The following is a 7,476-nucleotide window of genomic DNA, read 5'->3' as shown; positions in this document are numbered from 1 at the left end:
ATGGCGGTGCCCGAGGAGAAGGCCGGGATGGCCGCCGGTATCGCCGGCACGTTCATGGCCGTGGGTTTCGCCGTCGGCACGGCACTGATCAGCGGTGACCTCAGCGCATCCCTGGTCCCGATGGCCGGCACCGGTCTCGAGGTCGCCGCCAAGGGCCTCTACGGCATCGGCTACGGGCTGTCCGGAGTGCTCGCCCTGCTCGTCGTGGTGACCGTGCTGATCTCCCGCGCCCGGTCCGCCCGGCGCATCGGAGAATTCGCTACGAGTTAGTCAAATGTCTTGATCGTATGACTGTGTTCTTCTAGGCTATGGCTGAGCCCACAGTCAGGCGCCATCTGCGCCGCCTCGCACCGACAAGCCCGAAGAGGATGACCATGACCGGAGTCGAATCAGTTCACCGGGACCGCACGATCGCACTCGATCGCATCGCTGCGGACCCGCCGATCGACACCCTCGTCGGCCTGCTCGCGAACCGGGCCGCGACCTCGCCCGACCGCGAGTTCCTCCGGTTCCCGGAAGGATCGTGGACCTTCGGCGAGATCGAGGACTGGACCTCGCACTTGGCGCACCGTCTGGTCGCTGAGGACGGGGTCCGCGCGGGCGACCGGGTCGCGATCATGCTGCCCAACGTCGTGCAGTGGCCGATCGCCTGGCTCGCGATCCTGAAGGCCGGCGGCGTCGCGGTGCCGGTGAACTCGTCGTATCGGAGCGCCGACCTCGAATTCGTGTTGCGGGACTCCGGCGCTCGGGTGTTGTTCACCGACGCCGGTCACACCCCGCTCGTCGAACAGGTACGCGCCGCGAACGGCGATCTGGCCGACGTCCGCATCGTCGACGCCGGAGCGCGCGACGAACTCGCGCGGTACCCGGCGGACCGGCCGAGGGTCGCCGTCTCCGGAGAGACGCTCGCCAACCTCCAATACACCTCGGGGACAACGGGGTTCCCGAAGGCGTGCATGCTGACCCACGACTACTGGGTCCGGCTGGGGTGGATCTGCGCGGGCGTGGCGGGACTCGGGATCGACGACGTGGTACTCACCTCGCAGCCGTTCTCGTACATGGACCCGCAGTGGAACACCGCACTGTGCCTCACGATCGGCGCGCCGCTGGTGGTGCTGCCCCGATTCTCCGCGTCGGGTTTCATGGCGGACGTCCGCCGGCACCGGGCCACGTTCTGCTACGTGCTCGGCTCGATGCCCACCCTGCTGTTCAAGCAGGCGCCCAGCCCGCAGGACCGCGACAACGACCTGCGCCTCGTGCTGTGCTCGGCCATCCCCGCCTCGCTGCACGCCGAGCTCGAACAGCGGTGGGGCGCACCGTGGCGGGAGATCTTCGGCATGACCGAGAGTGGGGTCGACCTGGCCAGCCTTCCCGAGAGCATCACCGACGTCGGCAGCGGACGGCTGGGGCGGCCGGTTCCCACCAAGCAGGTCCGGGTGGTCGATCCGCACGGCCGGGACGTTGCCGAGGGCGAATCCGGCGAGCTGATCACGTCGGGAAGCCCGATGATGCTCGGCTACTGGAACCGCCCCGAAGGCACCGCGCAGGTCCTGCGCGGCGGATGGCTGCACACCGGCGATGTCGCGGTCCACGAAGCGGGCGGCTACCGCCTGGTGGGCCGAATCAAGGACATGGTCCGCCGCGGCGGCGAGAACATCGCGAGCGCCGAGGTCGAGCGCGTCCTCGAGCGCGACGACGCTGTGGTCGCGACGGCGGTGGTCGGCGTCCCGGACGAGCTGTTCGGCGAGGAGGTCAAGGCCTTCGTGCAGCTGACCCCCGGGGCTCCGGAGAGCCGCGAGACCGCGGAGCGGATCGTCGATGTCGCACGAAACCGGCTGGCACGATTCAAGGTTCCGCGCTACATCGAGTTCGTCGCCGATTTTCCGCGCACTCCGTCCGAGCGCGTGTCGAAGCCGGCGCTGAAGGCGCGCTCCGCCGAGCATCCCGGCATCACCCACGACCTGCAGCCGCCGCGTACCGCCGGCACCGGCAACTGAGGAGCCAGACATGACCGACAACTACCTCGACGTGCACATCGACCACGACGTCGCGGTGCTCACGCTGAACCGCCCCGCGAAGCTGAACGTGGTGGACGTGGGCACGCGGGTGCTGCTCGCGCAGACGATCCGCCGGTTCGGGTCCGGTGAGATCGTGCGCGGGATCGTGCTCACGGGCACCGGACGGGCCTTCTCCGCCGGTGAGGACCTGCAGACCGTGCGGACCGACTACGACGAGATCCGCGAGGCCTTCGCGACCTTCCACGACATCACCCGGGCGATTCTCGAGACGAAGGTCCCCGTGATCGCTGCCGTGAACGGGATCGCGGTCGGCGGCGCCTCGGAGATCACACTCTGCTGCGACTCGCGGATCGGCACCCCCCGGGCCGAGTACTACCAGCCGGAGAACCACCGAGGGATCATCGTCTCGAACGCCTCGAGCTTCCTCCTGGGCAGGCTGGTCCGCAACCATGCGATGCGAATCATTCTGGGCTCGAACCGGATCGATGCGGACGAGGCCCTGCGGATCGGCTTGCTCGACGAGATCGTGGCCCCGGAATCCCTCGTGGACCGCGCGGTCGAGGTGATCAGGCAGTGGAACTCCGACCCCCGTACCACCGCGCTGCACCTGGGTCTGCTGCGACCGCGTCCCGACGACATCGAGGCCGCGTTCGCCCGCGAAGACGACGCCGCCCGCCAGTCGTGGGAGTCCGGCGCCTTCACCGAGGGCATCGCGGGCTTCTGGGCATCGAAGAGCGCGGCGCCGACGGCGCCCGCGCAGAGCAATTGAGATCGGAGACGAAGATGATCACCACCGAGGCAGCACTTCTCACCGCGGTCAACGAGCCGCTGGAGTTCGCCGAGATCCAGGTCGACGACCCGGAACCCAACGAGGTCCGCCTCGCGGTCTCCAACGTGGGCCTGTGCCACAGCGACCTGCACTACATGACCGGAACGGTGCACGCCGACCTGCCGGTGGTGGTCGGGCACGAGGTGGCGGGCATCGTCGAGTCGGTCGGCTCGGCGGTGACCTCGTTGCGCCCGGGCGACCGCGTCGTCGGCGCCCTCACGCCCTCGTGCGGGTCGTGCCGCAACTGCGCGGCCGGGCACTCGACGCAGTGCCGGCGTGTCGCGCAGATCCGGCAGCGGCCGCGCCCGGCGTTCCAGCTGCCGGGAGGCCGGGCCGTCGAGCGACTCGGCGACATCGGCGCGTTTTCCCGCCACACCCTGATGCGGGAGAACTCTCTGGTGAAGGTGCCCGACGAGGTGGGGCTGCACGTCGGATGCCTGCTCTCGTGCTGCATCGTCACCGGCATCGGGGCCGTCTTCCGCGGCGCGCAGGTACGCCCCGGTGCCACGGTGGCCGTGATCGGCTGCGGCGGTGTCGGTTCGGCCATCATCCAGGGCGCGCGGCTCGCCGGTGCCTCGGCGATCGTCGCCGTGGATCTCGACGACGCCCGGCTCGCTGCGGCACGTACGTACGGTGCCACACACGTCGTGAACGGCGCGGCCGACGTCGCCACCGAGATCCCGAAGCTGCTCGGCGACGGGGTCGACTACTCGTTCGAGGCCGTCGGTTCCGCGCGCACCGCGGCCACCGCGTTGTCGGTCCTGCGCGCCACGGGTACCGCCTGCCTGGTGGGCATCGCACCCGACGGCACGGACCTCACCGTCCCGGCGTCGGACTTCTTCTTCGGTGAGAAGCGCCTCATCGGCTCCTACATGGGCTCGGGTCAGGCGCGCGAGGACATCACCCAGTTCGCGCGGCTGTATCTGCAGGGCCGCCTGCTGCTCGACGAAATGGTCAGCGACGTGATCCCGTTCGGCGAGGTGAACAAGGGCTTCGAGGCGATGAAGTCGGGCGAGGTGACCCGCATCGTCGCCGACCTCACCGCGTGATCACTCCGACTCATCCACACCTGTAAGACCCATCGAAGGAGGCCGCAGATGTCGAATACGCAACTGCCCCAGCCGATCAATTACATCGCGGACGAGTGGTCCGAGTGCCGGAACATCCCGGACGCGTGGAATCTCGACCCCAACACGGGCCAGCCCGTCCACCGCGCCGTCACCACAGGCCCGGACGACCTCGAGCGCGCCCTCCACCATGCCGAGCGCTCGTACGGCTTCGAACGCTGGGACGACGCGGCGAGCGAGGAACGGGCGGAGGTCATCGAGCGGGCGGCCGACGTCGTCGAGGCCCGGATCGAGGACATCGCCCGCACCGATGCCCTCACCAGCGGCGTCCCGATCGCGAAGGCTCGGATGGTCGCGGCGTTCCTGCCACACCGGATCCGTTCGGCGGCGACGGAGTTGCGTGCCATCCCGCGTCGCACGGCGCTGGACGCCGGTGGCCGCGACGTGCGGCTCTACAAGGTCCCGTGGGGCCCCGCCGCCATCCTCACCCCGTGGAACGGCCCCAGTTTCATTCCCGCCGCGAAGACGGTGAGCGCCCTCGCCGCCGGTTGCCCGGTCATCCTCAAACCGTCGGAGCATGCGCCGAGCAGCGCCCAGATCATCGTCGAATGCTTCGTCAAGGCCGGGCTACCGGATGGTGCTCTCCAACTCGTCCACGGCGCGGGAGGCGTGGGCGCCGCGATCACCGGCGACCCCCGCGTGAAGATCGTCTCGTTCACCGGTGGCCCGAACGCGGGCCGCGCGATCGCCCGCGCGGCCGCCGAGGACTTCAAGGTTCTCCAGCTCGAGCTCGGCGGCAACAACCCGGCCCTGGTGCTGGACGACGCCGACATCGACGTGGCCGCCGACGGGATCCTCGACGGGATGACCAAGCTCAACGGTCAGTGGTGTGAGGGCCCCGGAAAGGTGCTGGCGCACAAGAGTCTCGTCGAGCCGCTGCTCGACGCGCTGCTCGATCGCATCTCCCGCATCGACGTCGGGCACTCGCTCGACGAGAACACACAGCTGGGCCCGATCTCGAACGCCCCGCACTTCGCCACGCTGCAGAGCCGGATCGCAGGGTTGCGGGCCCGCGGCGCGACGATCCATCAGCCTGCACAGCTGCCCGCACTCGACGGGTTCTTCCTTTCCCCCACAGTCGCTTCGGGAGTCGACGCGTCGGTGGCGACGGCCGAGCTGTTCGGGCCACTCGTCAGCCTGCACGCCGTGGAGTCCGACGAGGACGCACTGCGCGTTGCCAACGCCAACCCGTCGGGTCTGGACGCGTACGTGTTCGGCGGCGACCTGGAGCGCGCCGTCGAGGTCGGATCCCGAGTGCTGTCGGGCGAGGTGCGCGTGAACGGCGCGAAGATCGCCGATCTCGGCGACGGCTCGGCTCAGAGCTTCTGGGGCGCTTCCGGAATCGGCGGTCACGCCCCCGGTGAGTCCGTTCGGGTGTTCTGCGGCGACCGGGTGGTCGGCGTCGATTCACCCGACCTTCCCCTGTAACGAGCTTTGATCAATTCAACGAAAGCGGCTATTGCGATGAACTTTCCCACCACGTCCGACACCGGGATCGTCGATGTCATCGGCGTCGGCGCCGGCTTCTCCGGCCTCTATCTCTCACACCGGCTCACCACCGCGGGGTGGACCTTCGCGGGATTCGAAGCCGGCCCCAGCGTCGGCGGCACCTGGTTCTGGAACACCTATCCGGGCGCGCGCTGCGACGTCGAGAGCATCTACTACTCGTACTCGTTCGACGAAGCGCTCCAGCAGGAGTGGACGTGGAGCCAGCGATTCGCGCCGCAGGCCGAGATTCTCAGCTACATCAACCACGTCGCCGACCGCTTCGACCTGCGCAGGCACTTCACGTTCGACACCCGCGTCGTGGGCGCGACGTGGAACGCGGACGACCGGCTGTGGGAGGTGAAGCTGGACAACGGCGAGACGCGCCGCGGCCGCTACCTGATCTCGGGCGCGGGTGGCCTGTCCACCCCGAAGGACTTCGACGTGCCGGGTCTCGGAAACTTCACCGGACTGCAGGTGTCCACCAGCCGGTGGAACATCTCGCTCGACGACCTCGCCGGCAAACGTGTCGTCGTGATCGGCACCGGATCGTCCGGTGTGCAGGCCATCCCGCTGATCGCGGAGGTGGCCGAGCACGTCACGGTGTTCCAGCGCACCCCGAACTACGTGATGCCGGCCCGCAACGCCGAACTCCCCCCGGAGCGGATCGAATCCATCAAGAGCGACTACCCGGCGATCCGCGAAGAATGCCGTCACTCGCCCGGCGGCATTCCCGACCGCCCGGTGACCGACAAGGCCTTCGACGTCTCGGCGGAGGAGCGGCGGCGTCGCTACGAGGCGGCGTACGAGCGCAGCGGGTTCCAGGGTGTCGGCGCCGAGTTCGCCGACCTGCTCACCGACGTCGAAGCGAACCGGACCGCGTCGGAATTCCTCCACGACAAGATTCGCGAGATCGTCGAGGATCCGGCCACCGCCGAGTTGCTGGTGCCCCGGTACCACCCGCTGGGCGCCAAGCGCAGCGTTTTCGGTACCGACTACTACGAGACCTACAACCGTCCCAACGTGTCGTTGGTGTCGCTGCGCGACGAGCCGATCGAGACGATGACCGCGAACGCGATCGTCACCTCGAAGGGCACCTACGAGGCGGACGCCGTGGTACTCGCCATCGGGTTCGACGCCTTCACCGGCCCGCTGTACGGACTCGGTCTCACCGGCGCCTCCGGCACGAAGCTGCAGGATGCCTGGCACGACGGTGTCCGCACGTACCTCGGGATCATGACCGCGGACTTCCCCAACTTCTTCATGGTGGGGGGCCCGCAGAGCCCCGCGCTCGCCAGCAACGTGGTGATGACCATCGAACAGGCGGTGGACTGGATCGCTGACCTCCTCGAGCACGCTCGCGACTCCGGCGCGACGCTCGTCGAGGCCACCGTCGAGGGCCAGAACGACTGGGTGGACATCTCGGAGGAGACCGTCGCCGCCACGTTGTACGCCACCACCGACTCCTGGTACCGCGGCTCCAACATCGAGGGCAAGCCCAACACCTTCATGGGCTACGTGGGTGGTGTCGGCAAGTACCGCCGGATGTGCACCGAGATCGCCAAGAGCGGCTACCCCGGCATCGAGATCGACGGCGAAGCAGAGTCCCGCCACCTCGGCCCCATCCATCGGGAGATCTCATGACCAGGGCAGTCCACCGGCGCTACGTCGCCTTCTCCGACGCGCACTACGCGGGCAATCTGGTCGATGGCGCCTACGCCCTGAAGCTCTTCGGAGACGTCGGCACCAACCTGTCGATCGAGCTCGACGGCCACGAGGGCCTGTTCGCCGGCTATTCGTCCGTCGAGTTCCTCGCCCCGGTACGTGGCGGCGACGTCGTCGAAGCCGAGGCCGAGCTGGTGAGGAAGGGGAACCGCAGCCGCACAGTCGACTTCGAGCTCCGGGTGATCTGCCGTGGCTCCGACGGCACCGGCCGTTCGCGGGTCCTGGAGTCTCCCCTGGTCGCGGTGCGCGCTCGCGGCACCGCGGTCATCCCTTCAAGCGAGACGGAGTGACG

6 protein-coding genes and 1 pseudogene are annotated in these 7,476 nt (G+C 68.8%); all 7 read left to right on the top strand.

Features of this window, described 5'->3' with window-relative positions; translation table 11 throughout:
- Nucleotides 1–270: pseudogene (locus ACFTWF_RS41100) on the top strand (MFS transporter); the annotation flags it as partial.
- A gap of 104 nt (nucleotides 271–374) precedes the next feature.
- Entirely contained in the window at nucleotides 375–1,997 is a 1,623-nt protein-coding gene (locus ACFTWF_RS41095) for a class I adenylate-forming enzyme family protein (protein ID WP_378466825.1), read from the top strand.
- Between the two features lie 10 nt (nucleotides 1,998–2,007).
- Entirely contained in the window at nucleotides 2,008–2,787 is a 780-nt protein-coding gene (locus tag ACFTWF_RS41090) for an enoyl-CoA hydratase/isomerase family protein (RefSeq protein ID WP_378466824.1), read from the top strand.
- A 14-nt stretch (nucleotides 2,788–2,801) separates the two neighbouring features.
- A complete protein-coding gene (locus tag ACFTWF_RS41085; protein WP_378466823.1) occupies nucleotides 2,802–3,896 on the top strand; it encodes a Zn-dependent alcohol dehydrogenase in 1,095 nt (364 codons plus the stop codon).
- Between the two features lie 48 nt (nucleotides 3,897–3,944).
- Complete coding sequence (locus ACFTWF_RS41080; RefSeq protein WP_378466822.1) at nucleotides 3,945–5,402, top strand: aldehyde dehydrogenase family protein; 1,458 nt, start codon at nucleotides 3,945–3,947, stop codon at nucleotides 5,400–5,402.
- Nucleotides 5,403–5,438: 36 nt separating this feature from the next.
- Nucleotides 5,439–7,103 carry a flavin-containing monooxygenase gene (locus ACFTWF_RS41075; RefSeq protein WP_378466821.1) on the top strand — a complete coding sequence of 555 codons (1,665 nt, stop codon included), beginning with the start codon at nucleotides 5,439–5,441 and terminating at the stop codon, nucleotides 7,101–7,103.
- Nucleotides 7,100–7,474 carry a hotdog domain-containing protein gene (locus tag ACFTWF_RS41070; RefSeq protein WP_378466820.1) on the top strand — a complete coding sequence of 125 codons (375 nt, stop codon included), beginning with the start codon at nucleotides 7,100–7,102 and terminating at the stop codon, nucleotides 7,472–7,474. Before ACFTWF_RS41075 ends, ACFTWF_RS41070 begins: the two co-directional genes overlap by 4 nt.
- Nucleotides 7,475–7,476: the final 2 nt, after the last annotated feature.

Source organism: Rhodococcus sp. NPDC056960 (assembly GCF_042674125.1).
Classification (GTDB): domain Bacteria; phylum Actinomycetota; class Actinomycetes; order Mycobacteriales; family Mycobacteriaceae; genus Rhodococcus_F.
Note: the sequence above shows the minus strand (reverse complement) of the source record. Positions and strands in the feature narration are given on the sequence as shown.